The 19,257-nt window shown below is 58.1% G+C and carries 20 protein-coding genes; 10 read left to right on the top strand and 10 right to left on the bottom strand.

The features are described 5' to 3' along the window. The first annotated feature begins 40 nt into the window (after positions 1 to 40). Positions 41 to 1,270, top strand: coding sequence for a flagellar biosynthetic protein FliO (locus GGQ73_RS18085; protein ID WP_183897317.1), 1,230 nt, complete (start codon positions 41 to 43; stop codon positions 1,268 to 1,270). 9 nt (positions 1,271 to 1,279) lie between these two features. On the opposite strand, the gene GGQ73_RS18080 is transcribed toward GGQ73_RS18085, so the two are convergent. Further along, a complete protein-coding gene (locus GGQ73_RS18080; protein WP_174152804.1) occupies positions 1,280 to 1,474 on the bottom strand; it encodes a hypothetical protein in 195 nt (64 codons plus the stop codon). Here GGQ73_RS18080 and GGQ73_RS18075 point away from each other — a divergent pair. Both GGQ73_RS18075 and GGQ73_RS18070 read left to right on the top strand, forming a co-directional pair. Continuing rightward, on the top strand, positions 1,425 to 2,363 hold the full coding sequence (locus GGQ73_RS18075; protein ID WP_412762990.1) for a DMT family transporter: 939 nt from the start codon (positions 1,425 to 1,427) through the stop codon (positions 2,361 to 2,363). The two genes, GGQ73_RS18080 and GGQ73_RS18075, sit on opposite strands and share 50 nt — an antisense overlap. An 84-nt stretch (positions 2,364 to 2,447) precedes the next feature. Further along, on the top strand, positions 2,448 to 3,575 hold the full coding sequence (locus GGQ73_RS18070) for an S-(hydroxymethyl)glutathione dehydrogenase/class III alcohol dehydrogenase (protein ID WP_183897315.1): 1,128 nt from the start codon (positions 2,448 to 2,450) through the stop codon (positions 3,573 to 3,575). 179 nt (positions 3,576 to 3,754) lie between these two features. Here GGQ73_RS18070 and GGQ73_RS18065 read toward each other — a convergent pair whose 3' ends face one another. The 6 genes from GGQ73_RS18065 to coaD all read right to left on the bottom strand — a co-directional run bounded on the left by GGQ73_RS18065 (position 3,755) and on the right by coaD (position 8,849). Next, positions 3,755 to 4,903 (bottom strand): aminodeoxychorismate synthase component I, encoded by a 1,149-nt coding sequence (locus tag GGQ73_RS18065; protein ID WP_183897314.1) that lies wholly within the window; start codon positions 4,901 to 4,903, stop codon positions 3,755 to 3,757. Positions 4,904 to 4,925: 22 nt separating this feature from the next. Next, positions 4,926 to 6,056: a tRNA guanosine(34) transglycosylase Tgt gene (gene tgt, locus GGQ73_RS18060; RefSeq protein ID WP_183897313.1), complete on the bottom strand. Its 1,131-nt coding sequence runs from the start codon at positions 6,054 to 6,056 to the stop codon at positions 4,926 to 4,928. Beyond that, complete coding sequence (queA, locus tag GGQ73_RS18055; protein WP_183897312.1) at positions 6,056 to 7,138, bottom strand: tRNA preQ1(34) S-adenosylmethionine ribosyltransferase-isomerase QueA; 1,083 nt, start codon at positions 7,136 to 7,138, stop codon at positions 6,056 to 6,058. The genes tgt and queA overlap by 1 nt, the downstream gene beginning before the upstream one ends. A 73-nt stretch (positions 7,139 to 7,211) precedes the next feature. Further along, complete coding sequence (locus GGQ73_RS18050) at positions 7,212 to 7,721, bottom strand: peptidylprolyl isomerase (RefSeq protein WP_174152861.1); 510 nt, start codon at positions 7,719 to 7,721, stop codon at positions 7,212 to 7,214. Between the two features lie 35 nt (positions 7,722 to 7,756). Further along, entirely contained in the window at positions 7,757 to 8,326 is a 570-nt protein-coding gene (locus GGQ73_RS18045; protein WP_174152860.1) for a peptidylprolyl isomerase, read from the bottom strand. 4 nt (positions 8,327 to 8,330) lie between these two features. Then, positions 8,331 to 8,849, bottom strand: a complete 519-nt coding sequence (gene coaD, locus GGQ73_RS18040; RefSeq protein WP_183897311.1) for a pantetheine-phosphate adenylyltransferase — start codon at positions 8,847 to 8,849, stop codon at positions 8,331 to 8,333. Between the two features lie 409 nt (positions 8,850 to 9,258). Between coaD and GGQ73_RS23390 the strand changes: the two genes are divergently transcribed. The 7 genes from GGQ73_RS23390 to GGQ73_RS18015 all read left to right on the top strand — a co-directional run bounded on the left by GGQ73_RS23390 (position 9,259) and on the right by GGQ73_RS18015 (position 15,420). Next, a complete protein-coding gene (locus GGQ73_RS23390; protein ID WP_412762989.1) occupies positions 9,259 to 9,438 on the top strand; it encodes a hypothetical protein in 180 nt (59 codons plus the stop codon). Positions 9,439 to 9,480: 42 nt separating this feature from the next. Beyond that, positions 9,481 to 9,615: a hypothetical protein gene (locus tag GGQ73_RS23190; protein WP_268842319.1), complete on the top strand. Its 135-nt coding sequence runs from the start codon at positions 9,481 to 9,483 to the stop codon at positions 9,613 to 9,615. Between the two features lie 293 nt (positions 9,616 to 9,908). Then, positions 9,909 to 11,801, top strand: a complete 1,893-nt coding sequence (locus tag GGQ73_RS18035; protein WP_183897310.1) for a peptidylprolyl isomerase — start codon at positions 9,909 to 9,911, stop codon at positions 11,799 to 11,801. A 23-nt stretch (positions 11,802 to 11,824) separates the two neighbouring features. Beyond that, positions 11,825 to 12,850 carry an anthranilate phosphoribosyltransferase gene (trpD, locus tag GGQ73_RS18030; RefSeq protein WP_174152857.1) on the top strand — a complete coding sequence of 342 codons (1,026 nt, stop codon included), beginning with the start codon at positions 11,825 to 11,827 and terminating at the stop codon, positions 12,848 to 12,850. Then, positions 12,847 to 13,659, top strand: a complete 813-nt coding sequence (gene trpC / locus GGQ73_RS18025; RefSeq protein WP_174152856.1) for an indole-3-glycerol phosphate synthase TrpC — start codon at positions 12,847 to 12,849, stop codon at positions 13,657 to 13,659. The genes trpD and trpC overlap by 4 nt, the downstream gene beginning before the upstream one ends. Beyond that, positions 13,656 to 14,138 carry a cyclic pyranopterin monophosphate synthase MoaC gene (gene moaC, locus GGQ73_RS18020; protein WP_183897309.1) on the top strand — a complete coding sequence of 161 codons (483 nt, stop codon included), beginning with the start codon at positions 13,656 to 13,658 and terminating at the stop codon, positions 14,136 to 14,138. Before trpC ends, moaC begins: the two co-directional genes overlap by 4 nt. Positions 14,139 to 14,205: 67 nt before the next feature. After that, the gene (locus GGQ73_RS18015; protein WP_183897308.1) at positions 14,206 to 15,420 is read left to right on the top strand and encodes a molybdopterin molybdotransferase MoeA; all 1,215 of its coding nucleotides are present in this window, start codon (positions 14,206 to 14,208) and stop codon (positions 15,418 to 15,420) included. A 543-nt stretch (positions 15,421 to 15,963) separates the two neighbouring features. On the opposite strand, the gene GGQ73_RS18010 is transcribed toward GGQ73_RS18015, so the two are convergent. The 3 genes from GGQ73_RS18010 to tpiA all read right to left on the bottom strand — a co-directional run bounded on the left by GGQ73_RS18010 (position 15,964) and on the right by tpiA (position 19,075). Continuing rightward, a complete protein-coding gene (locus GGQ73_RS18010) occupies positions 15,964 to 17,592 on the bottom strand; it encodes a CTP synthase (RefSeq protein WP_174152851.1) in 1,629 nt (542 codons plus the stop codon). Between the two features lie 156 nt (positions 17,593 to 17,748). Next, positions 17,749 to 18,201, bottom strand: coding sequence for a preprotein translocase subunit SecG (gene secG, locus GGQ73_RS18005; RefSeq protein WP_174152850.1), 453 nt, complete (start codon positions 18,199 to 18,201; stop codon positions 17,749 to 17,751). A 103-nt stretch (positions 18,202 to 18,304) separates the two neighbouring features. Then, a complete protein-coding gene (gene tpiA, locus GGQ73_RS18000) occupies positions 18,305 to 19,075 on the bottom strand; it encodes a triose-phosphate isomerase (protein ID WP_174152849.1) in 771 nt (256 codons plus the stop codon). Positions 19,076 to 19,257 lie beyond the last annotated feature (182 nt).

Here is a 19,257-nt window from a genome sequence, read left to right as displayed (position 1 = left end):
GGCAATCATTTGCCCGGCAAAAGACTGAGGAACTGGCTCGATGATGGACGAATTGATCGGCACGTATGGCAACAATCTGATCGTTGCAGTCGTGGGTGTCGGCGTGGCACTTCTGGCTCTGGCGATCATCCTGTGGCTTATTCGCAGACGCGGCGGTTCTTCGCCCTTCATTCGCGGCGGCAAAAATCGTCAGCCGCGCCTGCAGGTCCTGGATGCCACAGCGATCGATACGCGACGTCGCCTCGTGCTCGTCCGTCGCGACAATGTCGAGCATCTCGTGATGATTGGTGGCCCCACCGATATCGTTATCGAAAGCGGCATCGGCGCCATTCCTTTCATGAAAGATGTTCGCGAACCACAGAACGAAATGCTGGAATCGCCGCCACGGGAAAAGGCCGTTGCTCCTGAGCGGCCACGACATCTTGGACCATCACGCGAGCAGGAGGCACGCTCGTCTTCGCCGGACATGCCGGTTTCGTCTGCGCCACTGCCTGTCGAAAGGCCAGCATCAGCCGCCGCTACAGCTCCTGCTAGACCGGCAGCGCCCGCAGTCCAGCCTGCCCCAACGGTGGCTGCGAGACCGACACCGACAGCCGCACCACGACAGGCCGTACCTGTTGCGTCTCCTGCAGCTGTAGCATCACCGGCGCCAGCCGCGCCGCGTCCTGTTGTTCCACCGATGCCGTCGCCCGCTCCTGACGTCGCACCGGCACCAAAGACAGTCGCCAGAGAGCCGGTGGTCGCGCCGTTCACGCCAGCGGTGGTGCCCGCCGTCACTGCGGCGTCCCTTGCCGTCGAACCCGTCGACAGATCCAATGTATTGGCACCGTCGGTTCAGGAACGTCAGGTCGCGCCGCCTGTTACTCCTGCGCCAGCAATCAAGGCGGAGCCAGCGGTTCAGCCCCCCCTTATCGATCAAAACAACGCTGTCGATTTCCTCGACGCTGCCCGTGAACGGGTTCTGCCAACCTATCGTAACGAAACGCTCGTCACCGCCTCCGCAAGTCCGGCCAAGCCGGTGCCGCTTGGGCCGGATGAAAACGGCGCCGTCTTCGGTGACCAGTTGACCAGTGATTTCGAGAGCTTCCTGCAGGCAGAGATCGCAAAGAACAACGCAGCCGAGACGCCTGACGTTAGCCTGGATCCCAAAACTGAACCGGCTTTTTCGGAGCGCGTGGCCCCTGTGAACACAGACACGCCTGCGGACGAAAATGTCCAGAAGGAAATGGCGCGGATATTCGGTGAAATGTCCGTGACGCGCGACAAGTGACCAATAGCCTCAACTGTCGCTTTCGATGACTATGAGTACCGAAGCAAGCCCGTCGAAATTTTCGACGGGTTTTGTTTTGGCTTTAACCGCTTCACCGATTGCAACACCAGACAGAGTCTGATCAATCTCAATGTCCTCCACAAATGGTGTTTGTATGGCCTCTCCTGTTCCAAGCCAGAGTGCCCTGAAAGGCATGTTGATCATGGCAGTCTGCATGATCGTGCTGCCGGTCATGGATGCGATTGCGAAATATATGGCGATCAGCGAAGGCATGTCGCCGGCCCAGGTGACGTTCTACCGCTTCTTCTTCCAACTGGTCTGCACCTTGCCCCTGTTGCTGCTCATGTCTCCGAAAGCCCTGCTCTCTGCCAAACGTCCATGGCTTAATCTGCTGCGTGGCGTCTTGCATGCCGCAGCCAGCCTGACGTTCTTCGCGGCGGTCAAATACATGCCGCTGGCGGATGTGTTTGCCATCTATTTCGTCGAGCCGTTTCTGCTGACCATGATGTCGGCATTGTTTCTGGGCGAAAAAGTTGGCTGGATGCGCTGGAGTGCGATTGCCGTCGGCTTCATGGGCGCAATGATCGTGATACAGCCGAGCTTCGAGATCTTTGGCTGGACCGCACTCCTGCCCGTTGCCTGCGCTTTTCTGTTTACACTTTACCTTTTTCTCAACCGCGCGTTGGGGGATGCAGATAGCCCTCTGGTCATGCAGACCATGGCGGGCATCGCTGGCACGGTGTTCATGGCGGTCGCTCTGCTGATTGGTTTCTGGCTGGGCGATGAAAATTTCCAGATGTCGTTGCCCGGCTGGGGCCATGGTCTGGTGCTTCTGGTCTTGCTGGGCTCGATATCGGGCTATATGCATCTCCTCGTCGTGAAGGCGTTCCGCCTGGCACCGATTTCGCTGCTGGCTCCCTTTCAGTATTTCGAAATCATTTCCGCGACTGTTCTGGGCTACGTTCTGTTTTCTGATTTTCCCACGGCGTCGAAATGGATCGGTATTCTCATCATCGTCGCGTCCGGCCTCTTCATCATCTGGCGGGAGCGCCGCAGCGCCCAACGGGCCTTGATCGGCGTCGCGGAAGTTTGACGAATATGGCCTGTTGCCCTTGTTCCCTTCGCCAAGGTCGGGCAAAAGTCGTTGCACATTCGAGACGCACCTAAGGAGACTAAAATGGACGTTCGCGCCGCAGTCGCTGTTCAGGCAGGCAAGCCACTGGAAATCATGACGGTTCAGCTCGAAGGGCCACGCGCTGGCGAAGTGCTGATCGAGGTCAAAGCCACAGGCATTTGCCATACGGATGATTTCACCTTGTCAGGTGCCGACCCTGAAGGACTGTTCCCAGCCATTCTCGGCCATGAGGGCGCTGGCATTGTCGTTGATGTCGGTCCGGGTGTGACGTCTCTGAAAAAAGGCGACCACGTCATCCCGCTCTACACGCCGGAATGCCGCGAGTGCTATTCTTGCCTCAGCCGCAAAACCAACCTCTGCACGTCCATCCGCACGACGCAGGGACAGGGTCTCATGCCCGACGGCACCTCGCGCTTTTCCATCGGCAAGGACAAGATCTTCCATTATATGGGCTGCTCGACCTTCGCCAATTTCACGGTGCTGCCGGAAATTGCGCTGGCCAAGGTCAATCCCGACGCGCCGTTCGACAAGATCTGCTACATCGGCTGCGGCGTGACGACAGGCATCGGCGCGGTCATCAACACAGCCAAGGTCGAAATCGGCTCAACAGCAATCGTCTTTGGTCTTGGAGGCATTGGCCTCAACGTGTTGCAGGGTTTGCGCCTTGCCGGTGCTGATATGATTATCGGTGTCGATATCAACAACGACCGTAAGGCTTGGGGCGAAAAATTCGGCATGACACACTTCGTCAATCCGAAGGAAGTCGGTGACGACATCGTGCCATATCTCGTCAACATGACCAAGCGCAACGGCGATACGATTGGCGGTGCGGATTACACCTTCGATTGTACCGGCAACACCAAGGTCATGCGTCAGGCACTGGAAAGCTCTCATCGCGGCTGGGGTAAATCTGTGGTCATCGGTGTCGCCGGTGCGGGTCAAGAAATCTCGACGCGCCCGTTCCAACTGGTCACGGGCCGCAACTGGATGGGCACTGCCTTCGGCGGCGCACGCGGTCGAACGGATGTTCCCAAGATCGTCGATTGGTACATGGATGGCAAAATCCAGATCGACCCGATGATCACCCACACCATGCCGCTGGAAGACATCAACCACGGCTTCGAGATGATGCATTCGGGCGAGAGCATCCGCGGCGTGGTGGTTTATTGATTGATCAATCAACCAAAATCATCCCTCGGTGCCATGCGCCGGAGGACGCTGCTATTGGGAAAGGCCATTCCTTTCTTGCCGAAAAGGCGTGAGGAGCAAAGCAACCTCAACGTCATCCTCGGGCTTGTCCCGCGGATGACGTTCACGGTGCATGCAGGGCCATCGGTTTAGCCAATACTCTAGACCAGCCGCCTGTCACCTGTCGCGAACTTCGCCTTCAACAGGCATTCCTCATATTCCGCATCAGCAACCGAATCGAACACGATCCCGCCGCCGACATTGAAAGTGGCAGTGCCGTTCTCAAACAGCGTGATGGTGCGGATTGCCACCGAGAAACGCATGTCTCCATCGGGTGAAATCATGCCAATGGCACCGCAATAGACATTGCGTGGACCAATCTCCAGGTCGTTCAGGATTTCCATCGCGCGCATCTTCGGCGCACCCGTGATCGAGCCGCAGGGAAAGAGCGCAGCGAAAATATCCTCGATTACCAGACCGGGCAAAAGCTTGGCCCTCACATGACTGACCATCTGATGCACGGTGGGATACGTCTCGATCTCGAAGAGCTTCGGAACGTCCAGCGTGCCGACTTCTGTGATTCGTGAAATATCATTGCGCAAGAGATCAACGATCATACGGTTTTCGGCGAGCGTTTTTTCGTCCTTCAGCATGTCGGCAATCAATGCGGCGTCTTGCGCTGGTGAGCCGCCACGCCTGACAGTACCCTTCATAGGATGCGTTTCGATCCAGCCATCCCTCACTGAGAAAAACAATTCTGGCGAACGCGACAGGATCATGGGGCCACCCAGATCGACAAGCGCGCCATATTTCACCGGCTGCCTGGATATCAGCGACCAGAATGCCGCGAGAGGATCACCGTTCCAGTGGGCGTTGACAGGCATCGTCAGGTTGGCTTGATAGCAATCTCCCTGCCGCAGATGCTGGTGCAGCCTTGCAAATTGCGAGCTGTATTCGTCGAGCGTCCATCCGGGTTTAATGTCGCTAAGAAAGTCGTCTGCATCGATGAGTGGACCGGGGCTCGCCTGCTCGACATCACTGGCTGGTGACGCGAACACGCCAAAGCACAGCAACGGCACATCGCGCTTCGTCCTTACCAGCGGTGCCAGCTTTTTCTCGAAGAGATAGCCCGCCTCATAGGACATGTAACCGGCAAGATATTTCCCCCCGGCACGCGCGGTCTGCATCCGCTCCAGCGCCGGAAAGAACTCCTCCACCTCATTCGCGACGATAAGCTCATCCGGCTCAGTAAACAGCGTTACCGTGCCGGTCGTATCATCGCGAAAAAGCACATAAGGCGCGGTCAGCAAATCCGTTCGATCCCTCTAGACATCAGAGGCGATCGATATCGCCTTTCGCCCACATTTCAATGGTCTCGGCGTAGAAATCCGCAAAGCGGCCTTCTTCTATGGATTTGCGGATCCCCTGCATCAGCTCCTGATAATAGGCCAGGTTGTGCCAGGACAGAAGCATGCCGCCCAGCGCCTCGTTGGAGCGCGACAAGTGGTGCAGGTAGGCGCGGGAGTAATCGCGCGATGCCGGGCAATTCGACTGGTCGTCCAGCGGCCGCATATCTTCGGCGTGGCGGGCATTGCGGATATTGACGCGGCCACGCCTTGTAAAGGCCAGACCATGGCGACCGGACCGTGTCGGCATGACGCAGTCGAACATATCGATACCACGTGCGACCGATTTCAAGATATCGTCCGGTGTGCCAACGCCCATCAGGTAACGCGGCTTTTCGGTCGGCAGAACCGGAAGCGTCGTTTCCAGCATGGCCAGCATCACGTCTTGCGGCTCGCCCACGGCAAGACCGCCGACAGCATAGCCCTTGAGGTCGAGCTGTTTCAGGCCTTCTGCCGAGCGTATGCGCAGATCCGGCTGATCTCCGCCCTGCACGATGCCGAACATCGCCTTGCCCTTCTGCTCGCCAAAGGCGACACGGCAGCGCTCTGCCCAGCGCAGCGACATTTCCATGGCGCGCTCGATCTCCTTACGCTCGGCAGGCAGAGCAATGCATTCGTCCAGCTGCATCTGGATGTCAGAATCCAGCATGCCCTGAATTTCGATGGAGCGTTCCGGCGACATGTGGTGCAGCGATCCATCCACATGGCTTTTGAACGTCACGCCCTTTTCATCCAACTTGCGCAGGCCGGAAAGAGACATGACCTGGAATCCGCCGCTATCGGTCAGGATCGGATGCGGCCAGCGAATCAGCTCATGCAGACCACCAAGGCGTTGAATCCGCTCGGGGCCGGGACGCAGCATCAGGTGATAGGTGTTACCCAAGATAACATCGGCGCCGAGTTCCCGCACCTGATCCAGATACATGGCCTTGACGGTTCCAACGGTGCCCACCGGCATGAAGGCTGGCGTGCGGATGGCACCGCGTGGCATGGCGACTTCACCGAGGCGCGCGCCACCATCGGTTTTTTTGAGGGTGAAGGTAAAGTTCTCTTGCATCAGTTTTTCCGGAACAGAAGGCTTGAATCGCCATAGGAATAGAAACGGTAACCGGTCGCAATCGCATGGGCATAGGCCTCACGCATCGTGTCCAGTCCGCAGAATGCCGACACCAGCATGAACAGCGTGGATTTCGGCAGATGAAAATTGGTCATCAGAATATCGACCGCCTTGAAGCGATAACCCGGCGTGATGAAGATACCGGTGGCACCCGACCACGACTTGATCTGGCCATCGTCGGCAGCCGCACTCTCGATCAGCCGAAGCGATGTGGTACCGACGCAGACGATGCGCCCGCCCCTCGCCTTGACGGCATTCAACCTGGCCGCCGTTTCCTCGGAGACGTAGCCGATCTCGAGATGCATCTTGTGCTCCTCCGTATCGTCAGCCTTGACGGGAAGAAACGTACCAGCTCCCACATGCAACGTCAGAAAGTGTCGCTCGATACCGGCTGCATCCAGGGCTTCGAACAGAGCGGGCGTGAAATGCAGGCCTGCCGTAGGGGCCGCGACGGCACCTTTTTCGCGGGCATAGATGGTCTGATAGTCCGTCTGGTCCTGCGCGTCTTCAGGACGCTTGGCAGCGATGTAAGGTGGCAATGGGATGTGGCCGACGGAGGCAATGGCCTCATCCAGCACCGGGCCGGAGACGTCAAACAGCAGGGTGATCTCGCCCTCCTCGCCCTTCTCCTCGACGGTTGCCTCTAGAAAGGCAAGACCACAGGCATTGTCGCGCTCGTAGCCGAAGCGGATGCGGTCGCCCCGTTTGATGCGCTTGCCGGGCCGGACAAAAGCCTTCCAGCGACTGGCGTCGGCCCGCATATGCAGCGTGGCGGAAACGGCAGTTTCCGGTGCGCCCTCGCGAAGACGCACGCCTTCAAGCTGGGCTGGAATGACGCGTGTGTCGTTGAAGACGAGCGCATCGCCCGGTTTCAGGAAGCCCGGGAGATCGAAAACCTGATGGTCCGTCCTGCGGCCAATGTTCGGATCGACCACAAGCAGGCGTGCACTGTCGCGCGGATTGGCCGGGCGAAGTGCGATATTGTCGTCAGGAAGGTCGAAGTCGAACAGGTCTACACGCATGATGGGGGCTCTTGAATATCAAAACCCGCCCCGCAGGGACCTGCGAGGCGGGCTGGATCTCTATATCCTACGCTCAGGCTGCAGAAGCAAGGCGGATGGAGATGATGGAATCCGGGTCCTTGACAGGCTCGCCGCGCTTGATCTTGTCGATGGCTTCCATGCCCTCGATGACCTGACCCCAGACCGTGTACTGCTTGTTCAGCCATGGGCTGTCGGTAAAGCAGATGAAGAACTGCGAGTTGGCGGAGTTCGGGCTTTGCGAACGTGCCATCGAGCATGTGCCACGAACGTGCGGAATGGCGGAGAATTCAGCCTGAAGATCAGGCTTTTCGGAACCGCCCATGCCAGCACGCGACGGGTTGAAGCTTTCCGAACCTTTCTTGCCGAATTTCACGTCGCCGGTCTGCGCCATGAAATCGGTGATGACGCGGTGGAATACGACGCCGTCATAGGCCTGTTCGGAAACCAGTTCCTTGATGCGTGCAACGTGGCCAGGGGCCACTTCCGGCATAAGCTGGATGACGACCTTGCCGGTCGTCGTTTCCATGATGAGGGTGTTTTCCGGATCTTTGATCTCGGCCATGGTGTCTCTCCTTTTACGTGGGCATCCGCCCGGTTTTATTTCTTGCCGACGGTAACTTTGACCATGCGGTCGGGATCGGAAACTTCGCCGTTGCCGCCCTGCCCCTTCTTGATCTTGTCAACGAATTCCATGCCGGACACGACCTTGCCGACGACGGTATATTGCCCGTTCAGGAACGACCCCTGATCGAACATGATGAAGAACTGCGAGTTGGCGGAGTTGGGGCTCTGCGAGCGGGCCATGCCCACGGTGCCGCGCTCGAATGGCGTTTTCGAGAATTCGGCGGGAAGGTCCGGCAGATCGGAACCACCGGTGCCTGCGCGCTGGGCATTGAACGACTTGCTCATATTGCCGTACTGCACGTCACCCGTCTGGGCCATGAAGCCGGGAATGACACGGTGAAACGCAACATTATCGTAAGCGCCCTTTTCGGCGAGCGCCTTGATCTGCGCCACATGCTTCGGTGCGACTTCCGGCATGAGCTGGATGACAACGGGCCCGTCTTTTAGCTGAATCGTCAGGAATTCGGCAGCAGAAGCGATGGTGCTGGCGGCGATGGCGCTGACGAACAGAGCGCCTGCGAAGGCAAATCGAAGCAGTTTCATTGGATTAGGCTCCAGAATTATCACTGAGACGGGGGCTCAGCTTGCTGTTGAGGGCTTGCAACACGGCTTTCGGCACAAAAGCCTCCACATTACCGCCCATTGCTGCGATCTGACGAACCAATGTGGCGGTAATGGGCCGCGACGCTGTTCCGGCAGGTAGAAAGACGGTCTGGATATCAGGTGCCATCTGCCTGTTCATGCCCGCCATCTGCATTTCGTAATCCAGATCAGTGCCGTCCCGCAGCCCGCGAACGAGGAGTGTGGCGGCGTGTTCGCGAGCAGCATCCACCACCAGATTGGCGAAGGACACGACACGCAGTCGCTCCATGGCGTTTGGCAGCGCATGAGCTAGGGAAAGACGAATGAGGTCTGCCCTCTCCTCGAAGCTGAACATCGGCGCCTTGCCGGGATGAATACCGATGGCAACGATCACCTGCGACGCAACGTTGAGCGACTGGATCAACACATCCAGATGTCCGTTGGTCATCGGATCGAATGATCCGGGGTAAAAGGCAATCGTCATATCGCTCCCGATACTGAACGTTGGTTGTGCCGCCTTTTGTCATGGAAGGCCGGTCTTCGCAAGACCGGAGGATGTACTCGAAAGCCGAAATCGGCGGGTGAACATCACATGAATACCCTGTTCAGCGCGGCTTCAAGGCAGGTCGTTATAAAGGTCTCATCGAATGGCAAACGGGCACGTCGCCCAATCGGAGATGGAAATGCTGGTGTTCATGATGATCCTGACAATCGCGACATCCCTCGTCGTTGAATATGTCTTCATGGATTGACGTGAACTGCCAATTTTCTGAACACCAGATGAACGAAGCATTCAACAACGCTTCACAGGCGAAATGCTAATCGATTTTTAACAATAACGCGGAACTGGATCAAAGATCACGCGTTCAGATCGCAGTTAAAGGAACGAACACATGTTTACAAAAGTAAATCAGTCTACGTCTTCCAAAATCGGCGTGATCAGCACGGCATGGACAATGTTGGTTATCGCGATGGTAGCAACGACGTTCAGCCTTTACGGTCAGAAGCCGCAAGACAATGGTCCTGACTTCCCACAGCTTACATCTCGCTCTCAGTACACAAACTATTACTGATAGGGCGGGAGGGGTAGACGTTCAACTCCGGAGTTGAATACTATGGTTACGACATTAACCTTGCTGGCAGCCCTCATTAGCATCATGTTCGTCGCCTCCTTCATTTCCGTCGTATCGGAAACTCGCAAGGAAGACGAGGATTTCAAGATCCTGCTGGATCGCTCGAAGTTGTTCTGATGCAGAGACCGCGATTACCCCATTAAACGTCGTCATGATACGAAAGCCGCCCGACAGAGAGGCGGCTTTTTTGTTCCCACCAATCGGCGAGGGATCGCCCGCCTTTCGCGACCTCCATCACGCCTGTCAGGTAAGGGTTGCCGCAAGATCCGCATTACCTGGCAAAATCTCACGTCATCGTTTGGCAATGCGCGCTTTTCAGCGGAATTTAGCCTTCAATTTCAAAGCGGATTGATTTAAGGAAGCCGCACAGACCCGGCGTAACGGGCGAATATTGTGAGGTTTGCATAACGATGCTCGATTCTCTGAGAAGTGCTTCTCGTACCCTGGCGGCAAAAATTCTTCTTTTGCTCCTCGTCCTGTCCTTCGGCGTGTGGGGCGTTTCCGCATCTCTGGTGACGAGCAACTCACATTCCGTGATGACGGTCGGTGATCAGACCGTCTCTCCCAACGAGTACCGTTTCGCCTACCAGCGCCAGATGGCCGATGTCGGTCGCCAGTTCGGGACACGGTTGACGACAGAGCAGGCCAAGGCGTTCGGCCTCGACCGTCAGGTCTTCAGCCAGCTCGCCGCCGGTGCCGCTCTCGACGAACTGGCATCCAAGATGAACCTGGGTCTTTCAGAAGACCGTCTGGCGACACTGATTTCGGAAGACCCGTCCTTCAAGTCGCCCACTGGCCAGTTCGACCGTAACCTGTTCAGCCAGCGGTTACGCGGTGCTGGGTTCAATGAAGACGATTACGTCAAGGAACGCAGCAAGGTTGCCGTGCGTGGCCAGATCGTTGACGCCGTGTCCGATGGCTTCAAGCCGCCGCAGGTCCTCGTTGATGCGTTGAAGCAGTATCGCGACGAGCAGCGCTCCATCGACTATATTCTTCTCTCCAACGCCAACATTGATCCGGTCAAGGCGCCGGCTGACGATGTGCTGGCCGCATGGTTTGAAAAGAACAAGGACAAGTATCGTGCGCCGGAGTATCGCAAGTTCAGCTACGTGAAGCTCGAGCCGAGCGACATTGCCGATCAGGGTGCGATTACCGACCAGCAGATTTCCGATTATTACGAAGGCAACAAAGACAACTTCCGGACAGCGGGACGCCGTACGATTGAACAGCTGACGTTTTCGGACAAGGAAATGGCCGAGGCCGCTGCCGCACAGATCCGCGCTGGCACGACCACGTATGATCAGGTGGTGAAAGATCAGGGCAAACAGCCTGCCGATGTGACACTTGGCGAATTCACAAAAGACACGGTTCCAGACCAGTCCGTCGCAGAAGCCGCCTTCGCCATCCAGAAGGATGGTGGCGTTTCACCTGTCGTCGATGGCTCATTCGGTCCGGTCATCCTGCGCGTAACCGGCATCAAGAACGAAAGCATGAAGACGTTGGACGAGGCGAAGGAAGAAATTCGCACAAACCTCGCGACCACCAAGGCGGCCGAAGAAATGAACGCCGTTCACGACCGTTACGAAGATCTGCGTGGCGGTGGTTCGTCGCTGACGGACGCCGCGACACAACTGAACCTTAAGACTGTCACCGTGAACGCCGTCGATGCCAATGGACAGGATGAAAAGGGCAACCCCGTCGAAGGCTTGCCAACATCCGAACTCGTCGCCGAGGTTTTCAAGGCTGAACAGGGCGTCGATGCGCCCGCCGTCAACATCGGTCGCGAAGGCTATGTCTGGTTCGATCTTCAGCAGGTCATCGCACCCCGTGACAGAGCGCTCAACGAAGTCAAGGAGCAAGTCGTTGCCGACTGGACAGCCGAGCAGCAGCGCACGGCGCTTGCCGCCAAGGCCGACGAGTTGAAGGCACGCGCCGAAAAGGGCGAAACGTTGGCGACTATTGCCAGCGAGATGGGCCTTGCCGTGGAAACCAAGATGGGTCTTCGCCGCACCAGCGAAGACGCACTTCTGGGGCAGCAGGCTGTCTCCGCTGTCTTTGCTGGCGCAAACGGCCTCGTTGGGACCGCACCCGATACGGATGGTTCCAGCCGTGTCCTGTTCAAGGTCACGGATGTCAACACCACCACGCCATCCGACGCGCTTGATAACAACGACCAGCAGATCACCGCCATGGCTACGGCCGCAGGCGACGATATGCTCGACCAGATGGTCAGCCGTCTTCAGAGCGATTACGGTGTGACCATCAACCAGGCTGCCGCCGACCAGGCGCTGACCAACTACTGAGCCGCAAACGGGAACATGCGCACATGGCCGACTTGAAGCTGCTGATCGCCAAGGTTGCCAACGGCGAAAGCCTCAGCCGGGAGCAGTCCCGGGAGGCCTTCGACATTCTGATGTCCGGCGAAGCGACTCCATCGCAGATCGGTGCGTTCCTCATGGCCTTGCGGGTGCGGGGCGAAACGGTGGACGAAATCTCCGGTGCGGTCTCTTCCATGCGCTCCCGAATGATACCCGTCAGCGCACCTGCCGATGCCATGGATATCGTCGGAACCGGTGGCGATGGCCTTGGCACCTACAATATCTCCACCCTCGCCTCCATCATCGTTGCAGGGACTGGTGTACCGGTTGCCAAGCATGGTAACCGGGCTTTGAGCTCCAAGTCCGGCACGGCGGATGCGCTGTCCGTGCTGGGTGTCAAGCTCGATATCGAGCCGGACCTGATCAGCCTCTGCATCCGCGAGGCCGGTCTTGGTTTCATGTTCGCCCAGCGTCACCATTCCTCGATGCGCCATGTCAACCCGAGCCGGGTTGAACTTGGCACGCGCACGATCTTCAACCTGCTTGGCCCTCTGTCCAACCCTGCAGGCGCCAAAAAGCAGCTGCTCGGCGTGTTCGCACCGCATTGGCTGGTTCCTCTGGCAGAAGTGCTGCGCGACCTCGGTTCGGAAAGCGTGTGGGTCGTGCATGGTGACGGTCTGGACGAGATCACGACCACCGGGACCACCCGGGTGGCGGCACTGGAAAATGGCAAAATCCGCAGTTTCGAGCTGACACCGAAAGATTTTGGCGTTGGTGTCGCCCGCATCGATGATCTCAAGGGTGGCGATGGCGTTGCCAATGCAGCCGCATTGCGCGACGTTCTCGGTGGCGCCCAAAACCCCTACCGCGATGTCTCGCTGTGCAATGCAGCCGCTTCTCTGGTGGTCGCAGGCAAGGCCGAAACGCTGGCGGATGGCATGAAGATCGCCAGTTCCGCGCTGGATGACGGCAGAGCGACAGCGGCCCTCGACAGGTTGATTGCAGTTTCGAACGAAGAGCAGGCAAAGCCATGAGCGACATTCTGAAAAAGATCGAAGCTTACAAGCGAGACGAAATCACCGCTGCGAAGGCGGCAGTGTCCCTTGCAGACCTCAAGGCGATGGCCTCCGACCAGACCGCACCGCGCGGCTTCTACAATGCGCTGAAGCGCAGGCAGAGCGAAGGAACATTCGGCCTCATCGCCGAGATCAAGAAGGCCAGCCCTTCCAAGGGTCTTATCCGTCCCGATTTTGATCCGCCTGCGCTGGCAAAAGCCTACGAGGCCGGTGGTGCGGCCTGCCTTTCGGTGCTGACGGACACGCCGAGCTTTCAGGGCGCTCCGGAATTTCTCACAGCCGCCCGCAAGGCCTGCACCCTGCCCGCGCTGCGCAAGGATTTCATGTTCGAAACCTATCAGGTCCATGAAGCGCGCGCCTGGGGTGCCGACTGCATTCTCATCATCATGGCATCGCTGACGGACGACGAAGCAAAGCGGCTGGAAGACGAAGCTTTCTTGCTTGGCATGGATGTGCTTGTCGAAGTCCACGACGAGCAAGAGACCGAACGCGCACTGAAACTCACCTCACCGCTGCTCGGCGTCAACAATCGCAATCTTCGCACCTTCGAGGTCAGCCTCGATGTCAGCGAGCGTCTGGCCAGGATGGTGCCTGCCGATAAATTGCTGGTGGGCGAAAGCGGCATCTTCACCTACGAGGATTGCACGCGCCTGAAAGCATCGGGTATCACCACCTTCCTTGTTGGGGAAAGCCTGATGCGCAAGCAGGACGTAACCGCGGCGACCCATATTTTGCTCAACGGCGAAAACGCAGCGGCTGCCGAATGAGCAGCGATCCGCGCTTGACCCATATCGATGCCTCCGGCGAAGCCCATATGGTCGATGTCGGCGACAAGGCCGAGACGACGCGCGTTGCGGTCGCCGAAGGTTTCGTGACGATGAAGCCGGAAACGCTGTCGTTGATCCGCGAAGGCAATGCCAAGAAGGGTGACGTGATCGGCACGGCCCGTCTCGCCGGCATCATGGCCGCCAAGCAGACCGCCAATCTCATCCCGCTCTGCCATCCCCTGATGCTGACGAAGGTCTCGGTCGACATTACCGAAGATGACGCCCTGCCCGGCCTTCGCGTACAGGCCACCGTCAAGCTGTCCGGCAAGACCGGTGTCGAGATGGAAGCCCTGACAGCCGTGTCTATCACGTGCCTGACCATCTACGATATGGCAAAGGCTGCCGATAAAGGCATGGAAATCGGCTCCATCCGTCTGCTGGAAAAGATCGGCGGCAAATCCGGTCACTTCAAGGCTTGAGGCTGAACCGAGGTTCCGTCATTGCGCGATCATCGTCGCATTGCCACCAAAAGAAAGAGGAAACCGCATGAAACCTCTCTTGCCCGTTGCGGAAGCGCAGGCGCGGTTGCTGGCTGCGGCGAAGCCCGTGACATCGGCCGAGACGATACGGCTGGAGGATGCAGACCAGCGTGTGCTGGCGCAGGACTTATACGCGCGCCTCACCCAGCCACCCTTCCATGCCTCTGCCATGGATGGCTATGCGTTGCGCGCAGCCGACGCTCCGCGGATCGGCTCGGTTCTCACCGTCATCGGCGAATCCGCCGCAGGCCATGCTTTCGATGGTCACGTGGGTGAAGGCGAGGCTGTGCGCATCTTTACCGGCGCGCCTCTGCCTGACGGCGCGGACGCCGTTCTCATTCAGGAAGATGCGGAACTGCTGGAAGCGGGCAAGATCCGCACAACATTCGAGGTCACCGAAGGGCGACATATCCGCCCGCGCGGACAGGATTTTCAGGACGGTGAGACAGGGCTGAAGGCTGGGACGGAACTGTCCTTCACCGACATCACGCTCGCCGCCGCCATGAATCATGCGCAGCTTTCCGTTTACCGCAGACCGCTGATCGCCATTCTGGCGACAGGCGACGAACTGGTCCCACCCGGCAATGTGCCGAACCCTGCGCAAATCATCGCCTCCAACACCTTCGGCGTGGCTACACTCGCACGCAGAGCTGGCGCAGATATCCTCGATCTCGGTATCGTGGCCGATGATGAAGCCCTCATCCGCGCCGCCATCGACAAAGCCATTGCCGCGAAGGCGGATGTCCTCGTCACGCTCGGCGGTGCCTCGGTTGGTGATCATGATCTGGTGCAGGCGGCGCTGAAGGCCCAGGGGATGACGCTGGATTTCTGGCGTATCGCCATGCGTCCGGGCAAACCGCTGATGGTCGGCTCCATCGGCGACATGCAGGTTCTGGGCCTGCCCGGCAACCCCGTCGCCAGCCTCGTCTGCAACCTGCTGTTTCTGGAACCCCTCATCCAAAAACTCGGCCACCGCAAGATGAGTTCCCGCGAAACCAAAGCCAAGACCGCCACCACGCTCAAAGCCAATGACCAGCGGCAGGACTATCTCCGCGCGCGCACCATTGGTTACGAAGACGGCTTACCCGTCGTGGAAGCCTTCACCAAGCAGGACTCCTCGATGATGAAGATCATGGCGCAGGCGGATTGCTTGATCGTGCGCGCGCCGTTTGCGGGGGAATTAGTCGCTGGTGGAGAGTGTTTGGTGGTGTGGTTGCGGTAACGGCGCAAATAAATTGGTACTGCCCAATTTTCGCAAGAACTGTCGTTTCAACGCCAATCCTGAATACCGTTGAACTGGTGTGGTAATTATCTGCGGCTTTTGACCATTCTCGTTGGAGACGGACAGTGGAGCAAACATTTGAAACTGTTGCATAGTTTAATTCTAGTAGTCGTCACTGCGTTTGCGGGGTGCTCGCAAGCAAGCGAAGAAAGCATTAGGCTCGCAAAAGAAGTGCAGCAGTGCATGAAACGAGGGAACGACGGAGCGCCGGTTTCAGTACCGGTACGAATCGCTCTCGCACATGACGGATCGGTGACGCTAGTCGAAGTCAAAGGACGGAACTCAGACCAAAGGCTTTATGATGCTCAAGACGCAATAATGCGCGCCATTGAGAGTTGCGCACCGTATCGTGTTGGTCGGAGTGGCGAGTTTGAGATTGTGCTTACGTATTGACGGATAACAACTTCAAATGTTCGCCACTGGCGCAAAGCAAACTTAAAACCTGAAAGGCCGCATTTCTGCGGCCTTTCCTACTCATTGACCTCAAACCAACCGGCTTCGCTCCAGCGCCGCCTCGATAAAGCTCGCAAACAGTGGATGCGGGTCCAGCGGACGGCTTTTGAGTTCGGGGTGGTATTGCACGCCGATGAACCAGGGGTGATCGGGGTATTCCACCGTCTCGGGCAGGATACCATCCGGCGACATGCCGGAGAAAACGAGGCCGTGGCTTTCGAGACGGTCCTTGTAATCCACGTTCACTTCATAGCGGTGGCGGTGGCGCTCGGAAATATCCGTGGAGCCGTAGATTTCGGCAATCTTGGTGTCTTTCTTCAGCGATGCCGTGTAGGCGCCCAGACGCATTGTGCCGCCGAGATCGCCGGCCGCGTTGCGCTTTTCGAGCTCGTTGCCCTTCACCCATTCGGTCATCAGGCCAACAACCGGCTCGGTCGTCGTGCCGAATTCGGTGGAGGATGCCGTTTCGATACCAGCCAGATTGCGGGCCGCTTCCACGACCGCCATCTGCATGCCAAAGCAGATGCCGAAATACGGCACCTGACGCTCTCGGGCATATTGGGCAGCGCGGATCTTGCCTTCGGAACCGCGCTCGCCGAAACCGCCGGGAACGAGGATCGCATCCACCTTTTCGAGATAGGGTGCTGGATCTTCCTTTTCGAAGACTTCCGACTCGATCCATTCCAGCTTGACCTTGACGCGGTTTGCAAAGCCACCGTGATGCAAGGCTTCGATCAGCGACTTATACGCGTCCTTCAGGCCGGTATATTTGCCGACGATGGCGATGGTCACTTCACCTTCCGGCGTGTGGATGCGGTTGCAGACCTCTTCCCACTGCTCAAGGCGTGGCTTTGGGGCAGGCTCGATGCCAAAGGCGGCCAAAACCTCGTTGTCGAGGCCTTCCTTGTGGTAGGCAATCGGCACGTCGTAGATGTTGGCCACATCCAGCGCCTGAATGACGGCGGATGGACGCACGTTGCAGAACAGCGAAAGCTTGCGGCGTTCGGCTTCTGGAATCTCGCGGTCGGCACGCACCAGCAGAATATCAGGGTGGATACCCAGCGCCTGCAATTCCTTGACGGAATGCTGCGTCGGCTTGGTCTTCAACTCGCCGGCTGCCGGAATGTAAGGCATCAGCGTCAGATGCACGAAGATGGCCGTACCGCGTGGCAGGTCGTTCTTGGCCTGACGGATCGCTTCCATGAATGGCATGGCTTCGATGTCGCCCACCGTGCCGCCGATTTCGCAGATGACGAAATCGTATTCCTCATTGCCTTCGGTCACGAAATTCTTGATTTCGTTGGTGACGTGCGGAATGACCTGCACCGTCGCGCCGAGATAATCGCCGCGGCGTTCCTTGTCGATGATGTTCTTGTAGATGCGGCCCGTGGTGATGTTATCGGTCTTGGTGGCCGAGCGCCCCGTGAAGCGCTCATAGTGGCCAAGATCGAGATCCGTCTCCGCGCCATCATCGGTCACGAACACCTCACCGTGCTGGGTGGGGCTCATGGTGCCGGGATCGACATTGAGATAGGGGTCAAGTTTGCGGAGCCGCACCCGGTAACCACGGGATTGCAACAACGCTCCGAGTGCTGCGGCCGCAATGCCCTTACCAAGTGAAGAGACCACGCCGCCTGTGATGAATACATATCGCGCCATGGGATTTACCGATTACCTATAAAAGAGTGATTCCGCCAGCCCAAATTTCTGAAAGCCCACATTCATCTGTTGATGAAAGGCGAAGCTTGGCCGGAATGTGAACAAAAGAAAACCGGCAGGCTTTTGGCCTGCCGGAGTGATATGCTTGAACCGGTTTTACTGTCCGGTCGGAACTGCGTTGTTGGCCGGAGCCGGTGTCGCAGGTGCCGGTGTCGTCGTCGCTGGTGCAGGCGTTGTCCCTGTGGCCGGAGCCGCAGCACCATTCGTGGACGGAACGCCGTTCTGGGCTGGAGCGGCAGGCGTCGAAGACGAGGGGCCAAGCGTGTCCAGAATGCCGTTACCCTGCCCTTGCGTGGCTGGAATGCGATCCAGAATATCTGTCGGGCGCGATTCGTAGCGGGTCAGAAGACCAAGGCCGAGAGACGTCAGGAAGAACAGCGCGGCGAGGATCGCCGTGGTGCGGGTCAACGCATTGGCCGTGCCGCGTGCGGACATAAAGCCGGAACCGCCGCCGATACCAAGGCCACCGCCTTCGGAACGCTGGATCAGAACCACGCCGACGAGCGCCAGCACGATCATGAGATGAATAACAATCAGTACATTCTGCATGACAATCCATTCCATGCCCCGTTGGGAGCACAATGAAGAAGTTTGCGGCTCTTTACATGAGGCGAAAGCGTATTCCAAGCCCCTTGCAGGACGAAAGACACCATCAAGCCGTCAATTGCTCATAAGCCGCATAGATGGACAGGAAATCAGTGGCTTTCAAGCTGGCTCCGCCAATCAGTGCGCCGTCAACATTCTCGACGCCCATCAGCTCCAGCGCATTGGTGGGCTTGACCGAACCGCCATAGAGAATGCGCATGCTCTTGCCTTGCGCGCCGAAGCGCTTGACCAGCTCGTCGCGCATGAAGGCATGCGCTTCGCGAACATCCTGCGTAGTTGGCGTAACACCGGTTCCGATCGCCCAGACGGGCTCATAGGCAATCACGGTATCTTCCGCCGTCGCTTCGTCCGGCAGGGAACCGGCCAGCTGGCGCTTGAGCACGTCCAGCGTCTGGCCAGCCTTGCGCTCGTCTGCCGTCTCACCGATGCAGACGATCGCGACCAACTCGGCAGCGTGCGCAGCAGACGCCTTGATGCGGACCAGATGGTCGGTCTCGGCATGGTCGGTGCGGCGCTCGGAATGACCGACGATGACATGCGTGCCGAAGCAATCGGCAATCATTTCAGCGGATATGTCACCCGTGTGTGCACCCGACGGGTTCTGGTGGCAATCCTGCGCGCCGATCAGGAGCGGGCTGTCGTCGCAGAGCGCAGTGGCGACATACAGCAATGTCGAGGGCGGGCAGATCAGCGCATCTACCTTCTCGGACAGCGAACCTTTGACACCTTCGGCCATCGCCTTGATCTGATCGAGCGAATCGCGCGTCCCGTTCATCTTCCAGTTTCCAGCGACGAGCGGGCGAACATCAGGGGTCATTGCGATCCATTCCTCTTTGGTTTGACGGGCGCTCGCGTAAAACGGGAGCGCCAAAACGTCCGTGATACCTCCGTCTTAAAACGTACAGACGAAATTTGGTATCAAAAATAACAGTTTTCTTGCAAATCCTCGCCCAAAAACGCCGTTTTTTGCGCGTTTTCGGTGTTGCAGCGATATTTTCT

Origin of the sequence: Rhizobium skierniewicense (genome assembly GCF_014196515.1) — a bacterium.
Classification (GTDB): domain Bacteria; phylum Pseudomonadota; class Alphaproteobacteria; order Rhizobiales; family Rhizobiaceae; genus Agrobacterium; species Agrobacterium skierniewicense.
This window is presented reverse-complemented; position numbering and strand designations above follow the sequence as displayed.